A 19,372-nucleotide genomic window follows, 5' to 3' on the forward strand; every position below is an offset into this window, starting at 1 on the left:
ATTCTACAACGCCGGGCCCGGGGCGCCGACACGCCTGGGCGTTCTGCGCTACCATGCCGGGTTGGCCGGGAAGCGCGCCGCCGCCTTCCTCGGCATCCCGGCCGCCATCTTCCATCCATAGGTAACCAACGTGTTCGCAGTCCTTTCCCTCGACATGGGGGCCGCCATGAAGACCCTCGTGCTGACGCTCGACCTGGTCGGCACCTTCGTCTTCGCCCTGAGCGGCGCCATGGCGGCTTCGCGCCGCCGGCTCGACATCTTCGGCGTGCTGGTGCTCTCTTTTGTCGCCGCCACCTCGGGCGGCATCGTGCGCGACCTCCTGATCGGCGCCACCCCGCCGGCCGCCATCAGCGACTGGCGCTACCTGGTGATCTCGACCCTGGCGGGCCTGGTGATCTTCTTCTGGTACCCGGTGATCGGCCGCCTGCGCAATCCGGTGCTCATTTTCGACGGCGCGGGCCTGGCGCTGTTCTGCGTGGCCGGCGCCCAGAAGGCGCTGGTATTCGGGCTGGAGCCGGTGATGGCGGCCCTGCTCGGCATGCTGACCGGGATCGGCGGCGGCGTGGCCCGCGACGTGCTGCTGTCGAACGTGCCGGCCGTGTTCCGCTCCGATATCTATGCGGTGGCCGCGCTGGCCGGCGCCTCGGTGGTGGTGATCGGCGACGCCCTGCAGCTGCCTACCACCGCCACCGCCTGCGCCGGCGCTGCCCTGTGCTTCGGCCTGCGCCTGGCCGCCATCCGCTACGGCTGGCACTTGCCGACGGCGCGCGCGCCGGAGAGCGAGGCCGAGACCGACCGGATCGACCAGGGACGCTAGGCAGCTGCCGCATGGCTGGGATACCGATACCGGTATCGCCAGCCGCATTAAAGTGATTTGTATAAAACGCAGAACTTCTTCACTCTAGCTCCACCGTCCATACAAGAATCGGCCGTGCATCGCGCGCCGCTGGATCCCTGCGTCCCTGCCCATGGTAGGGCGCAGCGAACGATAACGACAACGGAGACATACAATGAAGAACACACTCTCGCTGTTGGGGATGGGGGCGCTATTTGCTTGCTCGCTCCTGTCCTCGCAGGCCGCCGCCCAGGCAGGCTTCACCCCGATCAGCTTCAAGAACGCCTCGGTCCACGACCCGTCGGTGATCAAGTCCGGCGACACCTACTACGTGTTCGGCTCGCACCTGGCTTCGGCCAAGTCGACCGACCTGATGAACTGGACCCAGCTCACCGACAGCGTCAGCGCGACCAATCCGCTGTTCCTCAACGGCGCGGCCAACGTGTTCACCGAACTGTCCGAAACCTTCGCCTGGGCCCAATCGAGCACCCTGTGGGCGGCCGACGTACGCCAGCTTGCCGACGGCAAGTTCTACATGTACTACAACGCCTGCAAGGGCGATTCGCCGCGCTCGGCGCTGGGCATCGCGGTGGCCGACCGCATCGAGGGCCCGTATGTCGACAAGGGCATCATCCTGCGCTCGGGCATGTGGGGCCAGGCCAGCCATGACGGCACGGTATACAACGCCTTGACGCACCCGAACGCGGTCGACCCGCATGTCTTCAACGACAACGCGGGACGCCTGTGGATGGCCTACGGTTCCTATTCGGGCGGTATCTTCATCATGCAGATGAACCCGACCAACGGCATGCCGCTCGCCGGACAAGGCTACGGCAAGCGCCTGATCGGGGGCAATCACAGCCGCATCGAAGGCGCCTTCGTGATGTACAGCCCGGCCACCTCCTATTACTACATGTTCACCTCCTACGGCGGCCTGGACGCCAGCGGCGGCTACAACATGCGCGTGGCGCGCTCGCTCAATCCCAACGGCCCCTATCTCGACGCCCAGGGCAACGACATGGCCAACGTGCGCTCGGACGCGTCCAAGCCCCTGTTCGACGACGCCTCGATCGCCCCCTACGGCGTCAAGCTGATGGGGAACTTCCTGTTCGAGCGCAAGCTGGGCGAGGCCGGCACCGGCATCGGCACCGGCTATGTCTCGCCCGGGCACAACTCGGCCTACTACGACGCCGCGACGGGCAAGCACTTCCTGGTCTTCCACACCCGCTTTCCCGAGCGCGGCGAGCAGCACGAGATCCGCACCCACCAGATGCTCATGAACGCCGACGGCTGGCCGGTGGTCGCGCCCTACCGCTACGCCAGGGAAACGGCAGCCGCCGTCCGGCGCGAGTTCGTGGTCGGCGACTACCTGTTCGTCAACCACGGCAAGGACATCTCGGCCGCCATCAAGAAGTCGCAATCGATCACCCTGGGCAGCGACGGCCTGGTCACGGGCGCGGTAGCGGGCAGCTGGACGCTGCTGGGATCGAACGGGCTCGAACTGCGCATCAACGGCGCAGCCTCGCCCTACAAGGGCGTGTTCCTGAACCAGTGGGACGAAACCTCGAAGAGCTATGTGATGACCCTGTCGGCCCTGTCGCGCGAGGGCGTGGCGGTGTTCGGCAGCCGCCTGATCCCGCGCACCGACCTGCAGGTGGTCAACAGCGTGTACGCGGAACTCAGCCTGGGCAATACCGCCGCGGTCAGCGCCAACCTGGCCTTGCCGACCACGGCCACCCGAGGCACGACGATCGGCTGGACCTCGTCGAATCCCGCCGTGGTCAGCAACAGCGGCGTCGTCACGCCAGCGAGCACCGATGTCACGCTCACGCTCACCGCGCGCATCAGCAAGGGCACGGCCGCCGTGCTCAAGACCTTTACGGTCGCGGTGCGCAAATCCGCCGGCCTGCTGGCCCACTACACCTTCGACGGCAACCTGCTGGACGCGAACGGCATGTTCGGCGCCGGCTCCGTCGTTGGCAGCCGCATCGACCTGGCCGGCGGCAGCATCGGCTACGAGGCCGGCATGAAGGGCAGTGCCGCGGTGTTCAACGGCGCTTCGGGCATTCGCCTGCCCAATGGCCTGATCGCGTCCAACAACTACACGGTGGCGCTCTGGCTCAAGCCGGCGCAGCTGACGGCCTTCACGCCCACCTTCTTCGGCGCGCGCACGACCGACTCCTGGGTCAGCCTGCTGCCCAGGGGCCACGACTTCGTGGGCGGCGCCTCGATGCTGTGGTCGGGTACCGCATGGTACGACGCCGGCCTGGGCATGAACATCCCGGTCGGCCGCTGGTCGCACCTGGCCTTCACGGTCAGGAACGGCGCCCTTGCCGTGTATGTCGACGGCGTGCGCAGGTTCACCGGCACCAACTTCCCCAACGTGTACACCACCACCACCGGCGTCTTCGCACTGGGCGTGAACTGGTGGGATACGCCGTACAAGGGCTCGATGGACGACCTGCGCATCTACGGCACCGCGCTGGGCGACGCCGATGTGTCGGCGCTGGCCCGCTGATGACTTACCTTTTCAGGACTACCACCATGAACAAATTGATGCTTTCCCTGTTGCTGCTGCTCGGATCGGCGGGCGCCTCTGCCGGCGTGATCGGCTTCGACGACCTGCCAGGCAGCGAAACCGAGGCGATCGCCAACGGCTACCAGGGCTTCGACTGGGACAAGCTCGGCGCCATCCGAGCCGATGCCTATCCGGGCAGCGGTTATGCCGCCGGTGCGGTGTCGCTCGCCAATACCGCCTTCAACCGCGACGGCGGCGTCGCCGCCATATCGAAGGCCGGCGGCTTCAGCTTCGTCGGCGCCTGGTTCACCTCGGCCTGGCTGGACCAGGAGCTGGCCTTCGACGGCTGGCGCAACGGTGAGCTGGTGCATACGACCGACGTATCCTTCGTGATCGACACTGTCACCCCGCAATGGATAGGCCTGGGCTGGTCGGGCATCGATACGCTGGTGATCTACAACAGCAGCGGCACGCAATGGGCGATGGACGAGTTCACCGTGCCGGAACCGGGCTCGATCGGCCTGTTCGGCACGGCGCTGGCCGGATGGATGGCGGCACGCCGCCGCAGGAAGGCACAGCTGTAAAGGGGCCGGCCCGGAGCAGGCCTGGGCGATTCAAGCCTGCTCGCCGAAGTCGGCCTTCGCTGCCAGCACGCGATGAAGCGAGGTTTCCGGATCCAGGCCGGCCATCATCAGGTTGATGATTTCCTTCTTGTCTTCGGCCGTGACCTTCTCGCAGGCGGCGCGGTGCGAGCAGAAATAGGCATACCAGGACACGTCCGCCGGACGCTCCTTGCGCGGCTTGAGCCGGGCCGGCACCGCGGCGCGGGCAGCGCCGGCGAACGCGTCCAGCTGGGCGTTAGCCACCGACCAGTCGAAGCTTGCGACCGCGCGCTTGTCCGTCTCCCAGTCGCCCTTGTACCCGGGACCGGGCCGCATGGTGGACTTGTTCACCGCCAGGCAAGCCAGGTTCGGGTAGCCCTTGGCCTGGCAAAAGGCCTCGACGAACAGCAGCTTCATGCCGATGCCCACCGGCACCGCGCGGTCGAGCACCGCATCCTTCGGGTGCATCTGGCGCGCCGCCGCGAGCAGGTCGCCGTAGGTGATCGGCATGCCGCGCAGCGAGCGCGCGCAATGCACGAGCGCTTCATACACCCGCGCGCCGACCTCGATGTCGTTGACGGTAAACGGTGGCCGCGCTTCGGTACTGCCTGTCATACTCACTCCCTGCATTGAACGTGGATGCCCTGGACGATTGCGTCACGCGGACATGCCCGGCGATCGGGGTCGATCGGCGATCGGGATTTTATCAGGGGCCCCGGCTAGCTGGAAGCGGCCGACTGGCAGGACTATGCAGCAGCCGCCCGCGCCTTGTGGCCACTCGCAAAATCCCGCAGCACCTCGCGCGCCGCATTGTGCCCCGGCGCACCCGTGACACCGCCGCCCGGATGCGTACCCGATCCGCAGGTGTACAACCCTGCCACCGGCCCGCGGTAATCCGCATGTCCCAGCATCGGACGCGCCGCGAACAGCTGGTCCAGCCCCAGCGCGCCGTGGAAGATATCGCCCCCGACCAGGCCGAAGGTGCGCTCCAGGTCCAGCGGACTCATGATCTGCCGCCCGAGCACGGATTGCCGGAAATTGGGCGCGTACCGCGTGACGGTGTCGATCATGAGGTCGGCCACTTCCTCGCGGTGCGCGTCCCAGCTGGCGCCGCCGGGCAGCTGGGGCGCCACGTGCTGGCAGAACAGGCTCGCCACGTGCCGGCCGGGCGGCGCCAGGGTCGCATCGAGCGTGGAAGGAATCAGGACCTCGACGATCGGCTCGCGCGACCAGCCCAGGCTGCGCGCGTCGTGGTAGGCACGCTCCATGTACTGCAGGCTGGGCGCGATGATGATGCCGCTGCCGTGGTGCTCGGCCGGCGCCGATCCCGGCAGGCAGGAAAAACTGGGCAGCTCGGACAGCGCCACGTTCATGCGGAAGGTCCCGGAGCCGCAGCGCCAGGCCTGCATGCGGCGCAGGAAGTCCGGCGGCAGCGCGCCGGGGTCGACCAGCCGGGTGTAGAGCAGGCGCGGATTCAGGTTCGACACCACCACCCGCGCGTCGAGCCGCTCGCCCCTGCTGGTGACGACGCCGCTCGCGCGTCCCTTCTCGAGCAGGACTTCCTCGACCCCGCAGCCGGTGCGGATCTCGACCCCGCGCGCCTGGGCCGCCTTGGCCATGGCCTGGGTGATGGCGCCCATGCCGCCGATGGCGTGTCCCCAGGCGCCCTTCTTGCCGTTCACTTCGCCGAATACGTGATGCAGCAGGACATAGGCCGATCCGGGCGTGTAGGGACTGGCGTAGTTGCCCACCACGCTGTCGAAGCCGTACACCGCCTTGATCGGATCGCTCTCGAACCAGCCATCGAGGTAGTCGCCGGCGGACTTGGTGAACAGGTCGAGCAGTTCGCGCTGGGTGGACAACGACAGCTTGCGCATCCGGTTGCCGAGCTTGCCGGCCTTGATCAGTTCGGGCAGCGCCGCGAGCCAGTTGCCCTCAACCCTGTTCGGCGGCGTCTGCAGCACCAGGTCGCGCAGCAGGTCGGCGGCCGTGTCGAGGTGGGCGTTGTAGGCGTCCAGCCGGGCGGCGTCGCGCGCGGAGAAGCGCGCCACTTCCTGGGCGGTCTTGCCGGCGCCGATCTTCAGGTAATGGTTGTCGTCCAGGGGCAGGAAGTTCGACAGCGGCCGTTCGACGATGCGCAGCCCGTGGGCGGCCAGGTTCATCTCCTGGATGACTTTTGGATTGAGCAGGGAGACCGTGTACGCGGCCACCGAGTTGCGAAAGCCCGGGTGGAATTCTTCGGTGACGGCGGCGCCGCCGACCACGTCGCGTTGCTCCAGCACCGTGACCTTCAGCCCGGCGCCGGCCAGGTAAAAGGCGCATACCAGGCCGTTATGGCCGCCACCTACGATGATCGCGTCGCGCATCTGCTTCCCTCCGGATAGACAAGGCTATTTTGTGCCAAGCAGGAGAAAAAAGCACCTGCCAAGTTGGCCAGGCATGAGGTGGCCGATCTCCGGCTACTCGAGGGCGCGGTTGCGCGACTCCACGTCGACACACAAGATCGCGGCGGCGGCCAGCGCCAGGCAGCCGGCCAGCAGGCCGAGGGCGAGCGTGAAGCGGGTAGCCATCACCGGCGCGATGATGGTCGGCCCCAGCAGGCCGCCGAAGCGCGCGACCGCTCCCGCCATGCCCATGCCGCTGGCGCGCAGGTCGGTCGGGTAGACCTCGGGCGTGAAAGCGTACAGCGCGCCCCAGGTGCCCAGCAGCGCAAAGCTCATCAGGAGGGTCGATCCCACCACCACGGCGGTCGTGCTGCCGAAGCTGTAGAACATGCAGCCCAGGGCGCTGAGCAACAGGAAGCCCACCAGGGTCGGCTTGCGTCCCCAGCGCTCCACACCATAGGCCGCCAGCGCAAAGCCCGGCAACTGCACCAGGGCCAGCACGATCAGGAACTCCTGGCCGCGCAGGAAGCCGAAGCCTTCCGCACCCAGCTTGACCGGCAGGTAGACGAACACGCCGTAGTAGGCAATCGAGACCAGTCCCCAGGCCGCCAGCAGGGCCAGGCTGCGGCGGCGCAGCGTCGGCGAAAACAGCGCGGACAACGGCTGCCTGGCGGGCGAGTCCGGGGTCAAGGCCGGAATCGTCTTCCTGCTGCCATTGGTGTCGGCCACGCGCTGCAGCACCGCACGCGCTTCGTCCTGCTTGCCGCTGCGATTGAGGTACATCGGCGACTCGGGCACGTACAGGCGCAGCACGAGGCCGACCAGTGCCGGCAATCCGGTCACGAAGAAGATCACGCGCCAGGCATCGTCGCCCCACTGGGCGGCGAGCAAGGCCAGCACCGCCAGCAGGATGGTGCCGACGGCCCAGAAGGACTCGAGCAGCACCAGCCAGCGCCCGCGCCGGTCGCTGGGCAGGAATTCGGCCATCATCGTGTAGTCCACCGGCAGGGTGCCGCCGACCCCGATTCCGGTCAACAGGCGCAGCACCAGCAGCCAGGTGAAGTCCGGGGCGAAGGCCGAGGCCACGCCGCAGCAGGCGTCGAGCACCACCGCCGTCATCAACACCGGGCGGCGCCCTATCCGGTCGGCTAGGCGTCCGAAGACGAAGGCGCCGGCCAGCATGCCGATGAAGAAGAAGGTGCCGGTCTGGAGCGCCTGCGGCATGGCGACGCCGAAGGTGCTCGCGATGGAGGGCGCGCTGAAGCCGATCGACAGCACCTGCATGGCGTCGGCCATCCAGACCAGGCCGAAGATCATGAAGAGGCGATACTGGAACTTGCCGACGCCTGCGGCCCGAATGCCTTGCTCTACTGTGATCGGTGATGTCGACAACGTATGCTCTCCTCGGCTTGAGACGGGTCTGTTTTGCCTTAGTTTGCAGGAAAGGAGCGACAAGAACAGTGCAATGGGAAACAGATGCTCGACAAAAGCCGTTCAGGCACGCGCGGTTGGCAGCAGGCCGGCCACAATGTATCCTGTGGCAACTTCCTGCACCGCCAACATCAACGAAAGAATCACATGAAACAACTGCTTTCCACCTGCGTCCTCGGCGTGAGCCTCACGTTGGCCCTGACCGGCTGCGACCGCGCCAAGGCGCCGCAACAGCCTGCGGCGGCTGCCGCGGCAGTCCCATTCCAGAAGATCGATACGGTCACCGGCACCGGCAAGGAAGCGGTCGCCGGCGCCACCGCCGTCGTCAACTACACGGGCTGGCTCTATGAACCGGGCGCGCCGTCCAAGCATGGCGCCCAGTTCGATTCATCGATCGGGCGCGAGCCCTTCAGCTTCGAGCTCGGCGCCGGGCGCGTCATCAAGGGCTGGGACGATGGCGTGCAGGGCATGAAGGTCGGCGGCAAGCGCACCCTGATCGTGCCGGCCGACATGGGCTACGGCGAAGGCGGCGCCGGTCCGATCCCGCCGGGCGCCACCCTGATCTTCGACGTCGAGCTGCTCGACGTACGCTGAGCCGCACCCTGAGCGGCCAGCCCCTGCCATGGGGCTCGTCGTTTAGCGGACCCGGCCTTCCATTTCCAGGTAGATGCGCGCACTGCCTGGATCGTTCGAGGTCACCGTCAGCTGGCCGGTGTACAGGCCTGGCAATTTGGGCTTGCCGTCCGGGCCGGTGCGCACGCTGAGCTTGTAGGTCAGTGCGACGCTTTGCCCCGGCTTGAGCATGATCGGCATGGCGCCGCCGTTCTGCTCGACGACGGCTTCCGGCGAGGCGAGCACCCGTCCGTCGGAGAAGACCTGGGTGTAATCCGACTCGTACTGCGCATTGAAACCGTATTCCCATGCCCTTGCCTTGCCGCTCAGGTCATCGACGCCGTAGAAGGCGAACGTCGAGCCGATCCGCACGTGCAAGTCGGCGTCGCCACGGTTGGACAAGGTGATGACGCGCCGCGCGCTGGCGCCGCCCACCGCATCGGGCATCGCCACCGGCACCGACACTGCCCCACCGTTGTAGTGCTTGCCGTCGATCAGGAGCTTGGGTTGGGGTCCCACGGGCGCCTGCCGCATCGTGATATACGGATCTCCCTGGATGCTGTCCGGCGTGTTTTCCATGCGGCCGTACAAGGCCTCGGCGAAGGTGCTGCCGGTCTGCAGCATGGCGTATTCGTTCCTGACGACGTCTTCCTCATAGTGACTCCCAACCAGCACGACGGTCGTCATCCCGCGCGTGAGCAGTGCGTCGCCGCGCATCAGCAGGCTGGTGCCGACCGATTGCTCGTGGAAGAAATTCTGAGAACTGCAGGACACCAGCTCGACGTACTTGGCCTTGACGAACTGCGCGGGAAGATCGGATGCATACCAGTCGGTCGCGTCGCTGGAATAGAAATTCCCGACGGTGCCGGGTCCTTCGAACTGCAGGAAGCGGGGATCGCCATGCACCATCGCGGCGCACATCTCGTTGTTCTGCCGCAGGCAGTCGAGCAACTGGTCGCGCCGCTGTACCGCGCTGCCCGTATTCTCGTAACGGATGGCAGCCGCGGGATACAGGTTCGGCCCCGACCACAGGTGGGCCAGGTCGCCCCACTGATGGCTGGGCCCACCGAACCAGCCCCCCTGGACAAAACGGAAAAGCCGCGTCCAGGTCGCATTCGCGGAACTGCTGGCCTTGTGGTAGGCCACCATCTGGTCCAGCTTGGCCGCGATCTCCGCCGGCTCGGCCAGCGCACTGGTGCCGCGCAAGACCGAGACGACCAGCCCATTGCGGCAGCGCGGGTCGATCGAGCGCAGCGCCAGCCCGTTGAGCACCACGCCTGCCGCGTCGATCTCGAAGGCCGGGCAATCCGGCAGCCGGTAGGGGTCGAGGAAAGGCGCTTCGCCCATCGACGGCACCGCAACCTGGCCCACCAGGATGGCGCCGTCGTAGCCCCGCAGCTGGGCGCGGATGTCCCAGATCGACGCGCCCGCCTGCATGACCGTCACGTTCCACACGGGACCATTCTTGCGCAGGCGGTTCAGGTCGTCCTGCATGGCATTGGCCAGTGCCGCGAGCCGTGCGCCGCTGTCGCCCATGCGCTGCGTCGATGCCAGCAGCAGCAGCTTGCGGCTGCCCGGGGCAACCTCCTCGACCGCACCCGAGGCCAGGGCGGCCAAGCGTGCGACTTCCCCGTCGATATGGCGCTGCAGCGCGCCATCGTCGGCCAGGCCCGGCGTGTTGTGCAGCATCGCGCGCACCACCGCGTTCGCGAGATGCCCGCTGTAGGCAGCGGCCTGGCCGGCCGCATCGATCCCGCGCGTGAACTGCATCGCGATGCGCGTCTTGCGCTCGATGAGTTCGGCGTCGGCACCGCGTGCCCCGCTCAATATCGACAAAAGCACGCCGGCGCGCGTCGCCCCCTTCTGGCTCAGGGTATTGGCCCAGTATTCCGAGCCCGCGACATCCGGATCGCGCGACAGCAGGCCGCGGTAGACGGCGTACACCCAGGTATAGTCGCAGCCGATCCAGTCGCAATAGGGATAGAGCTGGCGCGATTCGGCGCTGTCGGCAAAGCCGTCGAGCAGGCTGCGGATCGTTGCGCTGGTCCGGTAGGCCTTGTCCAGTTCGAGAATCGTCGCGGGCGCATTGGCAGACCGGAAGACTTGGCCGTAGTAGGCCAGGCCGGCAGGATCGGCGGGCCGGCCGAAAAATCCGATATACAGTTGCTGGACCAGCTTCTCGTAGGTGGCATCGATGCTGACCGCGGCGCGCGATCCCTGCATGGAACCGACGCCCTCCGCCTGCTGCTCGCCACCGCAGGACGCGAGGACGAAGCAGGCCGCCAGGAGGGCCGACTGGATGAATTTACGCATGGGGCCGCCAACGAGGTGAAAAGCGCGATGTTATGCGAAACGCAGGCCCTTGCGCTGGTTTTTGCGCCGCAGGCCTAGAGAATATGAGAGGTGGGTAAGGATGGCTCGCCCCGTAAAAAAAGCCCGCCGGGGCGAGCTTTGTGTGACAGGACTGGCGCCGGCTTACTCGGCTGCGTCCAGGAAGAAAATCGCGTAGGCCCTGGCCGGCGTTTCGACGGTCGGCTTTTCGACCTGCAGCTGGGCGCAGTCTTCCGCTACCAGGCTGCGCCAGTTGCGGATCCCGGCATTCGAGAACAGCGGATTGGCCTTGGCGTTCAGGCTGATGTCCAGGGCCAGCCGGGCGTTGCGCGGGCCCGCCTTGTCGTAGCTGACGCCCTTCAATTCGATGCCGAAAGCGGCCAGCCATGGTTGCCAGGCGCCGGATTCCTGGCCCAGCACGATGCGGTCGAGCATGTCCTTGAACGAGACGCCCTTCTTGGTCACGCCGCGCAGGAATTCCAGCGAGGGGGCGTAGCGCGCATCGGTGCCGTGCTTGCCGGCGCCGCGGTCGGCGATCGCCTTGAGTTCCTTCGAGAAGGTCGCATCGCGCTCGGTGTAGTCGCGCACGCGGTTATAGAAATCGCCGTCGAGGAAGGGATTCTCCGGGCGCCCGCCAGGGGCGCCATCTGGTTTGCCGCCAGGGGCTGGTTTTTTGTTCGTCATGGGATTGAGCCGTCAGTGTGAGGGCGGAGTGTAGCATTGCCGGGGAACCCGCCCAGCATTGCATAGATGTAACGTTTACTGTAATGTGTATTGACCCGCCTCAAGCACCGCACAATGACGACCCCCTCCCTCATCTCCGACACCCTGGCGCCGGCAGCGCCGACGCTGCCCGGCCATTACGACGTCCGTGGCTGTCTTGGCGAAGGCGGCTTCGGCCGGGTGTACGAGGCCTGGGACAGTAAGCTGTGCCGCCCGGTTGCCATCAAATGCATCAAGCATACCGAAGCCGAGCGCGCCGGCGCCGACCTGGTACGCGAAGCGCGCCTGGGCGCCTCGCTGCGCCATGCTGCCTTCGTCAAAGTGCACGCGATCGAAGACGACGGCGCCACCCAGTCGATCGTCATGGAACTGGTGCCCGGCCGCACCCTCAAGCAGGTCCTGGCGGCGGGGCCCGTGGCGCTTGCCGACGCCCTCGACTGGACGCGCCAGATCGGCGAAGCCATGCGCGACGCCCACGCGTCCGGGCTGGTGCACGGCGACCTCAAGCCGTCGAACCTGATGCTCGAACCGGGCGGCACGGTCCGTGTGCTCGATTTCGGACTGGCCCACCACCTGGACGTGCTGGCCACCGCGACACTCACGCCCGAGGCGTTGCAAGGCACCATCGCCTACATGGCGCCGGAACGCATGCTGGGCGCGCCCTTGTCCCCGCAGGCCGATGTGTATGCACTGGGGCTGATGCTGTACGAGATGGTCTGCGGCGCCAGGCCGTTCGCCGCGCTCGATGGCCTGGCGCTTGCGGCGGCCCAGGTGCAGACCTCGTCCGACGGCTGGAACTACCCGCTCGACACCAGCCCGCAGCTGGTTGCCCTGATCCGCGCGATGACGGCGCGCCGGACATCCCAGCGGCTGGCCGGCATGGCCGAGGTATTGGCCGCACTGGCGCAGCTGGCGGCGCCTGCTACGGCGCACGCTTCGGCGCCGGCACGTCCGGCCAGGGCGCCCACCCCGGCGCGTACCCGCCGTCTGCAGGCGGGCATCTTGTCCGTGGCGCTGCTGGCCGCCGGCGCCTGGGTAGCAACTCCCTATGTGAAGGCGCTTGGCCCTTCGCTCGCACCCTTCTCCGAATCGGTCGAGATGCAGCAGGGACTGGCCGCGCTGAAGCTGTTCGACCGTCCGGGCAGCCTGGACAGCGCCGAGCAGCATTTCCGCCGTATCCTCGCGCGCCGTCCGGACAGCGCGGCGGCCGCGGCCGGCATGTCGCTGATGTATTCCCAGCGCTACCAGACCGACAAGCGCGACGAAACCTGGCTGCAGCGCGCCGACGCCAGCGCCCAGCGCGCGGCCCAGCTCAACGACCAGCTGGCGCTGAGCCACATCGCGCGCGGCTGGGTGCTGGACAACCAGGGCAAGCGCGAGGAAGCCCTGCTTGCCCACGCCGAGGGGCTGCGCCTGGACCCCAACAATTTCTTCGCCTGGTACGGCCAGGGCGCGGCCTTGCGCCGGATGCACCGCTACGACGATGCGCGCGCCAGGCTGCAGGAGGCCATCGCCCGCTTCCCGCAAGAGCGCGTATTCACCGACGAACTCGGCACCGTCTATTACGAACAAGCCGACTACGCGGCGGCCGAACGCGCTTTCCGGCACAGCATCGCGCTGCAGCCCGATTCCGCCGCCGGCTACGCCAACCTGAATGCCGCCCTGCTGCGCCAGAACCGCGACGACGAAGCGCTGCAGGTGCTGCAACAAGGCCTGCAGATCCGGCCCAGCGCCAAGCTGTACACGAACCTCGGCAATGCCTTGTTCCTGCGCCAGGACTACGTGGGCGCGGCCACCGCTTTCGAGAACGCGGTATCGCCCACGCGCGGCGCGCCCGGCGAATACCAGCTCTGGGCCAACCTGGCCGATACCCTGAACTGGATACCGGGCCGCGAAAGCCAGGCACGCGCCGCCTACGGCAAGGCACGCGAGCTACTGGCGCCACGCCTGGCCCGCGCGCCGGACGACGTGCTGCTGGTCTCGCGCATGGGCCTGTACGCCGCGCGCGTCGGGGCCGCCGCGGAAGCCGCTACCCTGCTGCCGCGCGCGATCGCACTGGCGCCCAAGAGCGCGGAGGTGCAGTTCCGCGCCGGGCTGGCCCATGAATTGCTCGGCCAGCGGGATGCAGCCCTCGTTGCCATCAATAGCGCCCGCCGCCTGGGCTACCCGGTCAAGTTCATCGATGCCGAACCGGACCTGGTGGACTTGCGGCGGGACGAACGTTATCGCCCGGACTGATTCGGTCCGGGTACCCCGTGCTTCAAGCACATTCATCCACCCACTGAAAGCCACTATGCAAACGGGTCACTCGATCACCGTCATATGCGACAAGGACAGCAACATCGCACGTTGGAGCACCAATGGCCACACGCCGAAAGTCATCAAGACCAACAAGGGCGACAACGTCAGCTTCACCATCGACGCCCCTGGAAAAGTCGTCCAGGCGACCTTGATGAGCGGACCGCGCGCGCAAGGCAGCACCGGGCCGCTCTTCGGCGGCAACCCGATCGACCTGATGCAAAAGCAGCAGCTCAATGTCGGTGAGACGAACGGCCACTGGGGATTCGCGATCGCCATCGAAGCGCAGAAAGACGGCATCAGCAGCTTCTATTTCCTGCCTGACCCGGAGCTGGAAGTCGGTTCGACCGGGATATAAGCGCGTATCAGTCCGGACGCAGCACCCGCCAGCGGCGCCGCAAGGCTTCCGCCGGCGTTTTCAGATACGCCGCGCAGCGCTCGATGTCGCCCTCGCAGTCCTGCATTGCGTGGGCGATCTCGTTTTCGGGGATGGTTTCGGCGCGGCGGATGTCCGGGTGGTCTTCCAGGAGCTTGTAGAGGCTGGGCCGCGAGATACCCAGCGCCTGCGCCGCCGCCAGGATGTTCCAGTCATGCGCGGCCATCGCGTCCAGGACATCGCCGTCGGACAGGGCGGATGGCCTGCGGCGCGGCGTGGCGGATTCGCTGCGTGGCGTCGGCGCCGCGGGCGGCTCGACGTGCGGCCGGCTCGTGCGCACTAATTGTGCCAGCGTAGGCGTCACGCCTTCGCGCAGCATCAGTACCGCGCGCTGCAGTACATGCGACAGCTGGCGCACGTTGCCGGGCCAGTCGAATGCCGCCAGTTCCGCCACCAACGCCGCCGGCAAGTCCGCCTCGACGCCCTGCTGCGCCAGCACATCCAGGATCAGCACACCGATGTCCTCGCGCCGGGTGCGCAGCGGCGGCATCCGGATCACGAAGCCTTCCAGCCGGTGCAGCAAGGCCTGGTTGAAGGCGCCCGCGTCCAAGTCCTGGTCGGAGGCGGCGATCAGGCGCGCGGTTGCGCGCCGCTCCCGGGCGGCGCCGCTTGGGCGGTAGTCGCCGCCCTCCAGCACGCGCAGCAGCATCGGCTGCACGGCCGCGGGCGCATTGCCGATCTCGTCGAGGAAGAGGGTGGCACCGTCGGCTTGCGCGAACAGCCCATCGCGGCGTGCCGACGTACCCTGGAAGGCGTCCTCTTCTGCGCCGAACAGCTCGAGCGCAGCGGAGGATTCGCCGAGCGCCGCCATGTTGACCGTCACCAGCGGCGCGCCGGCGCGGTCACTTAGCGCGTGGATCGCGCGCGCGGCGATTTCCTTGCCGGTGCCGGTTTCGCCCAGCAGCAGCACCGGCAAGCCGCTCGGCGCCGCCATGCGGACCTGCTCGCGCACGCCGATACTCGCGCTGCCCACGCCGATCAGGCCGGGCACGGGGTTGAGCTTGGGGAGGCGGTTCGTCCAGTGCAGGCACAGGACCACGGCGCGGCCCAGGGTCAGGATCTGGCCGTCGGCGATCTGGGCTGCGGTGAAGTGGACGATGTCCTTGACCGGCAGGCCGTTGACCTCGACGAGCATCGGGCTGGCGGGGAGCGTTATTGCGATATTGTCCTGGACGTCGCGCACCAGGCGCAGGGGCTGGCGTGAAATGCCGCCGTGGCCAAGCGCCAGTCCCTCGCACCCTGGGTGCATGAATAGGGGAGCATAACGGCTCAGTTCAATAAGGTCGCCTCCGATGCCAGCAACAGACTGCTCGCCAATGCGAGCGTGGTCGGTGTGCCATAGGATGCTAATGGAGAGCAGGGGTGCGGAGGCGCTGTCCAGTTCGGGAAACGGCGAGGTCAGCGTGTAATCGGAATAGCTCATATGGCTTGGCAATGACGCGGTGCAGAGACTCGTGCAAAAAATCTATTTTACTCTGCCACCGTTCGTTTGCTTGCTCCCGATGCGCGAAAATCGAACGTGACGACAGCTGAGATCGCATTCAGGCTGTTGTTACGACCAAAAACCGAACTTGCTTCCGCCCTAGCCACTGAAACACGCGGGAAACTACGCTGGATTCGCCTTCGCGACCCTGTATGAATCTCTTTAGTGCAATTTTCAAACCTGAAATCTCCGCCCGACTCCATAAACAGCGATAGGCAGATACTTGAAGTTTATAGCATACAAATTTGTCAAATCACTAAAAATGAATGGCACAGTCCATTATTTTTGCCAGTATTTCGATTCATCCGCTCCAAGAGCTTCAATTTCCTTTTGTTTTTTTCTTTTTGCCCGCGCTCTTGTTGACCTTTTGCTCTTTTAGAGTTTCGTTCCATTTCAGGGCCTTGTCAAACTGCTCCGCGACATATTCTTCCCAAGCGGCGGCCGGCAGGCCCACCCCTAACCATTTATCCATGTCTTTCCGGCTTTCCGCCAAGCGATATTCAATCAAGACTAATGGGACCTTGCTACTTTCCTCATCCATTTCCATCAGACCCATTCCGTAATTTCCTCCAGCCCACGATCCTGGCGGCGACATCGAATCGACGTCTGTACCCTCACATAACTCAGTGATCCACTGTTTCAACGTCGTTGTTGCGCTCTCAGTATCGTCATGTTCCTCGGCGTCGGCTTTCATGAACTTCTTCGGGATTACCTGATGGTGCCCTTCCACTTTTGTGGCAAGGGTAATCGGGTTTTCTTTGATCCACTTTGAGTCGCTAAAGAACAACGCAGCAAAGCTCGCTTTTTCTTTTTGGCCACTAAGCGCTTGAAACATATAAATATACTTAGTGCGCGCCATCCAGACTTGGGCATTTTTAGGACCCTCATCTGCAGACGCCCCGTCCCAATTACTAAAGGTATGAACAAACTGTATAATCAGCTCAACGAGGCCTTGCACAGCTGGACTTACAGCACTGCCAATTGAAGCGTTTTTAACAAGGACTTCATGCTCCGTCATCGCGTCTTCATCCAGGTGATCTCTGATGTATTCATGAAGATTTTCGAGCGGCACTCCTTGAGTTACTTGCGCATCCGCCATCCAACCGTTGCCAGCATTTTGAATCTGAGTTTCCCTTTTCCAACCGTTACCAGGCTTCTTCTCAACCAAGTTTTCCAAGAAAATCCCATCCAACTCTTCAGTCAAATCTACCGCGGCTCTGACAGCAGTGATTGCTTCAGATTTCGACTCAACTGCATCCAGGATAAATTCGCAGTTATCATGCGTATCTCCTTCGATAGCGAAACCATTTGCCTGATAAAAAGGCTTCCCCTTGGTGCGCCCAACTGGTTTCCACTCATCTTCATGCTTTAGTTTGAATTTATAATCTGTTTCAAATTCAAAGCCCATCTTTCGTTGAATCGGGTAACTAGCGTTAATTTTCAAAGGCGTAAGATCGTCTTTCGCTATGTCCTCGAATCCATTCACTGCAAGTGGTTGCTTGAGGATTTCGGTGTGTTCCATACTTTGAGTCAAGTGTTGCATCACGGCGCCGCTATAGAATGCACGGGCACCCATGATGTCTGCTTCCAGCTCCAGCCCAATGTTGTCATTGACTAACAGTCCCCCTTTCATTTGAATTGTCGGGCGCACCCGTCCCTGAGCCTGCTGAACAACGTGCCAAGCCTCATGGGGCAAATGTCTTTCCTGCCCCGGCCCAATGTGGATATCGCTCCCCTGCGCATACGCATGCGCATTGAACTGCGCCGGCTGCGACGAGTTGTAGTGCACCTTCACCCCATCCATGCTGATCCCGGAAAGCGACTCGATTCCTGCCTTCAGCTGGTCCGGCAGCCCTGTGCGATTCGGCGCAGCATCCGCCTGGCTCTTGCGCTGGATCGCACCTGTGGCATGGCGCTGCTGTAGCAGCCGGGCGCTGGTGTTGGCAATTTCCGTGTGCTGACGTTGTGCCAACGCCTGCGGCCGTTGATCGTCAAATGCGCCGACCGGAGGCGCGCGCTGTGTCACCGGCTGTTGCGCGTCGGCCGACGCCGCATCGTTTTCGCGCTGCTCTGTTCCCGTGTACATGATTCATCCCTGATTTGTTTGATCCGCACAACGCACTTCCACACCGACCCGCTCACATCTGCATCGCGGTGAAAGCACCCTCAGCCCCAACCACCCTTGGCGGTATCGAAATAACCCAGCTCCATCAGGCTTGCCGCAACGCGATACTCGCGCCCCTTGAAGCGCACGACCCGATAGGCGCCATCCTTGCGTACCTTGTCCACTTCGGTCCCGGCCCGCTTGAGCCCAGGCGCGACCCTCTCGAAATCGGCGTCGCTGTCGATCGTCAGCCTCACGTCGATGACGGCGGAATCGACCGCCACCGCTACAGGTTCGACCACGGCCTCCACAATGAGAGCGTGCGCACGAAACATGCCCAGGCTTTCAGACCACCACCCGATCGCCTCTTCGGTCCGCATCCACTCCCTTGTGCCTTCGATCGTGATGCCGGCATCGACCTTGTCCTTCAGATAGGTGTAGGTCTTGCGCAGGAAGTGGTTGCCGTCCACCGTCCGGGTCTCCGGATTCAAGTAAGTGAGCAACATCTTTTTCTGGTGCCCGTTCATCCTCGCGTGGTCGTCGACGCGCCCGGCGCTTTGCTGGAACGCGATGGCCGCTTCGACCGCCCATGCGCGCCATTCGGTATGCAGGATGTTCTTGCGGCGGGGGTCGGCCTCCGGCAAGTCGAACGCATCGACCTTCTTGTCGCCCAGCCTGTCGAGCGCATGCTGGAACTCGTGGCCAATCACCGCGATGTTGTCGTTGAAGTCAACATTGTCCGCCGTGGCGGTCCCGTCCAGGGGGTGGATGCGCACGACACCGCCCACGTTCCCGGCTTCGTAGGTGAAATTTCCTTCGGACTTGGCTACGCTGCCCAGCTCGAGGACCATCACGCGCTCGCCGAGAGCATCGACCTTCAGGTACTGGCTTTTGTAGGAGGCCGACGTGATCGCCGCGTTACGTTCAGGCGCATAACGCGCCCGCGTCGCCGCGCCGTCCATCGGGTCCCATGCCACCTTGCGCTGTACGGCATCCCCGGATTGGGTCTGCCCACGGGAGGTCGAGTCCGTCTGCGTCGGAAGGGCGCCAGCGGCGAGCGCGCGCGCGCCCATGGTGTCCGCCTCCTGTTCCAGCCCGGCGTCATCGTTGACCAGGGTCTGGTGCTTCATCTGCATCGTTGGCGACACCCTGCCCTGCGCCTGCTGCACCACGTGCCAGGCCTCGTGCGGCAAGTGGCGCTCCTGTCCCGGAGCGAGGTGGATATCGCCGCCCTGCGCGAAGGCATGGGCATGCAACTGCGCCGGCCGGGGCGAGTTGTAATGAACCTTGACGCCGTCCATGCCGATCCCGGAAAGCGATTCGATGCCCGCCTTTAGCTGGTCCGGCAGGCCGGTCCCGTTCTGCGCCGCGGGGCCGTCTGCGCCCTTGCGCTGGATCGCGCCGGCAGCAAGCCGCTGGCTATCCATCCGCTGACCGGTGTTGGCCAGCGCCGCCTTGTGTCGCTGCACCAGCTCTTGCGGGCGCATGTCCGCGACGACGGCCGCGTCGGCCGACACTTTTGTCGGGGCGGTGCGCTCAGCGCGTTCGGATTGGGAAGCGCTTTCATTGCGTTCTGTTTTGCTTCGCATGCCGTACTCCTGTTTTGGCTAGGGTG

14 protein-coding genes are annotated in these 19,372 nt (G+C 65.1%); 6 read left to right on the top strand and 8 right to left on the bottom strand.

Annotated elements, in window-relative coordinates; translation table 11 throughout:
- Window positions 1–130: 130 nt before the first annotated feature.
- From AC3XQU_RS04390 to AC3XQU_RS04400, 3 genes are all read left to right on the top strand, one after another.
- Complete coding sequence (locus AC3XQU_RS04390) at window positions 131–817, top strand: trimeric intracellular cation channel family protein (protein ID WP_489872923.1); 687 nt, start codon at window positions 131–133, stop codon at window positions 815–817.
- A gap of 193 nt (window positions 818–1,010) precedes the next feature.
- Window positions 1,011–3,353, top strand: coding sequence for a family 43 glycosylhydrolase (locus AC3XQU_RS04395; protein ID WP_489872924.1), 2,343 nt, complete (start codon window positions 1,011–1,013; stop codon window positions 3,351–3,353).
- A 26-nt stretch (window positions 3,354–3,379) separates the two neighbouring features.
- Complete coding sequence (locus tag AC3XQU_RS04400) at window positions 3,380–3,937, top strand: PEP-CTERM sorting domain-containing protein (protein WP_489872925.1); 558 nt, start codon at window positions 3,380–3,382, stop codon at window positions 3,935–3,937.
- Between the two features lie 30 nt (window positions 3,938–3,967).
- On the opposite strand, the gene AC3XQU_RS04405 is transcribed toward AC3XQU_RS04400, so the two are convergent.
- The 3 genes from AC3XQU_RS04405 to AC3XQU_RS04415 all read right to left on the bottom strand — a co-directional run bounded on the left by AC3XQU_RS04405 (window position 3,968) and on the right by AC3XQU_RS04415 (window position 7,731).
- A complete protein-coding gene (locus AC3XQU_RS04405) occupies window positions 3,968–4,570 on the bottom strand; it encodes a hypothetical protein (RefSeq protein WP_489872926.1) in 603 nt (200 codons plus the stop codon).
- A 131-nt stretch (window positions 4,571–4,701) separates the two neighbouring features.
- Window positions 4,702–6,321, bottom strand: a complete 1,620-nt coding sequence (locus AC3XQU_RS04410) for a phytoene desaturase family protein (protein WP_489872927.1) — start codon at window positions 6,319–6,321, stop codon at window positions 4,702–4,704.
- 93 nt (window positions 6,322–6,414) lie between these two features.
- Window positions 6,415–7,731, bottom strand: a complete 1,317-nt coding sequence (locus AC3XQU_RS04415) for an MFS transporter (protein WP_489872928.1) — start codon at window positions 7,729–7,731, stop codon at window positions 6,415–6,417.
- 186 nt (window positions 7,732–7,917) lie between these two features.
- Between AC3XQU_RS04415 and AC3XQU_RS04420 the strand changes: the two genes are divergently transcribed.
- A complete protein-coding gene (locus AC3XQU_RS04420) occupies window positions 7,918–8,364 on the top strand; it encodes an FKBP-type peptidyl-prolyl cis-trans isomerase (RefSeq protein WP_489872929.1) in 447 nt (148 codons plus the stop codon).
- Between the two features lie 42 nt (window positions 8,365–8,406).
- On the opposite strand, the gene AC3XQU_RS04425 is transcribed toward AC3XQU_RS04420, so the two are convergent.
- The gene (locus tag AC3XQU_RS04425; RefSeq protein WP_489872930.1) at window positions 8,407–10,695 is read right to left on the bottom strand and encodes a DUF4214 domain-containing protein; all 2,289 of its coding nucleotides are present in this window, start codon (window positions 10,693–10,695) and stop codon (window positions 8,407–8,409) included.
- Between the two features lie 162 nt (window positions 10,696–10,857).
- Window positions 10,858–11,397, bottom strand: coding sequence for a hypothetical protein (locus AC3XQU_RS04430; protein WP_489872931.1), 540 nt, complete (start codon window positions 11,395–11,397; stop codon window positions 10,858–10,860).
- Window positions 11,398–11,511: 114 nt separating this feature from the next.
- Here AC3XQU_RS04430 and AC3XQU_RS04435 point away from each other — a divergent pair, with 114 nt between their 5' ends.
- Window positions 11,512–13,674: a protein kinase domain-containing protein gene (locus AC3XQU_RS04435; protein ID WP_489872932.1), complete on the top strand. Its 2,163-nt coding sequence runs from the start codon at window positions 11,512–11,514 to the stop codon at window positions 13,672–13,674.
- 55 nt (window positions 13,675–13,729) lie between these two features.
- Window positions 13,730–14,092 carry a hypothetical protein gene (locus AC3XQU_RS04440; RefSeq protein ID WP_489872933.1) on the top strand — a complete coding sequence of 121 codons (363 nt, stop codon included), beginning with the start codon at window positions 13,730–13,732 and terminating at the stop codon, window positions 14,090–14,092.
- 7 nt (window positions 14,093–14,099) lie between these two features.
- Here the strand turns inward: AC3XQU_RS04440 and AC3XQU_RS04445 are convergent, their stop codons facing one another.
- The 3 genes from AC3XQU_RS04445 to AC3XQU_RS04455 all read right to left on the bottom strand — a co-directional run bounded on the left by AC3XQU_RS04445 (window position 14,100) and on the right by AC3XQU_RS04455 (window position 19,346).
- Window positions 14,100–15,419, bottom strand: coding sequence for a sigma-54-dependent transcriptional regulator (locus AC3XQU_RS04445; protein ID WP_489872934.1), 1,320 nt, complete (start codon window positions 15,417–15,419; stop codon window positions 14,100–14,102).
- Window positions 15,420–15,972: 553 nt separating this feature from the next.
- Window positions 15,973–17,739 carry an eCIS core domain-containing protein gene (locus AC3XQU_RS04450; RefSeq protein WP_489872935.1) on the bottom strand — a complete coding sequence of 589 codons (1,767 nt, stop codon included), beginning with the start codon at window positions 17,737–17,739 and terminating at the stop codon, window positions 15,973–15,975.
- 80 nt (window positions 17,740–17,819) lie between these two features.
- Complete coding sequence (locus AC3XQU_RS04455) at window positions 17,820–19,346, bottom strand: eCIS core domain-containing protein (protein WP_489872936.1); 1,527 nt, start codon at window positions 19,344–19,346, stop codon at window positions 17,820–17,822.
- Window positions 19,347–19,372 lie beyond the last annotated feature (26 nt).

The sequence above is a fragment of the Telluria sp. AZSoR62 genome (assembly GCF_058111565.1).